The organism is Mycobacterium sp. E1715 (assembly GCF_001667625.1).
Lineage (GTDB): Bacteria > Actinomycetota > Actinomycetes > Mycobacteriales > Mycobacteriaceae > Mycobacterium.
In genome coordinates this window covers 1-699 of the sequence record NZ_LZJJ01000571.1, presented here as the reverse complement: position 1 = coordinate 699, position 699 = coordinate 1, and the positions used below count along the sequence as shown (strand labels likewise).

Genomic DNA, 699 nt, shown 5'->3' with positions numbered 1-699 from the left:
GGCGATCTACAACGACCTGCGGATCGTCGACAACGTCCGTTACTTCGCCGCGCTGTACGGTTTCGAGCACCAGGCCGCCGACGACGCGATCGAGCGGGTCGGGCTGGCCGACCACCGAACCGCGTTCTGCGGCAACCTTTCCGGCGGCCAGCGCACCCGGGTGTCGCTGGCCTGCGCGCTGGTCTGCCGGCCCGACCTGCTCGTGCTCGACGAGCCCACGGTCGGCCTGGACCCGGTGCTGCGCGCGGATCTCTGGGAGCAGTTCGCCGAGCTCGCCCGCGGCGGAACCACGCTGCTGGTCTCCAGCCACGTCATGGACGAAGCCGACCACTGCGGCGACCTGCTGCTGATGCGCGACGGTCACCTGCTTGCCCACACCACCCCGGCCCAACTACGAGAGGACACCGGATGCACGTCACTGGAGGACGCGTTTCTGTCCATCATCAAGCGCAGCACCATGCGCCAGGCCGGCTAGGGCTCAAGGGCTACACCGCCACCACGACGCGAATCCTGCGCCAGCTGGCGGCCGACCACCGCAGCGTCGCCATGATCCTGTTCGTGCCGGTCTTGGTGATCACGTTGATGTACTACATGTTTCAGAACGCGCCGCATCGGCCCGGCACGCCTGCGCCGCGGCGGCCACCGAGAAGGCGCTGCCGTAGGCGATCAGCAGGTCGAACCGGCGCAGGGGAGTGGTCA

At 68.5% G+C, this 699-nt stretch carries 1 protein-coding gene and 1 pseudogene; both read left to right on the top strand.

Annotated elements, in window-relative coordinates:
• A partial coding sequence (locus tag A9X03_RS27745; RefSeq protein ID WP_156746697.1) for an ATP-binding cassette domain-containing protein occupies positions 1-475 on the top strand: 475 nt, incomplete at its 5' end.
• Positions 409-630 (top strand): annotated as a pseudogene (locus tag A9X03_RS30580) (ABC transporter permease); the annotation flags it as partial. The gene A9X03_RS27745 and the pseudogene A9X03_RS30580, both read left to right, overlap by 67 nt.
• Between the last annotated feature and the right edge of the window lie 69 nt (positions 631-699).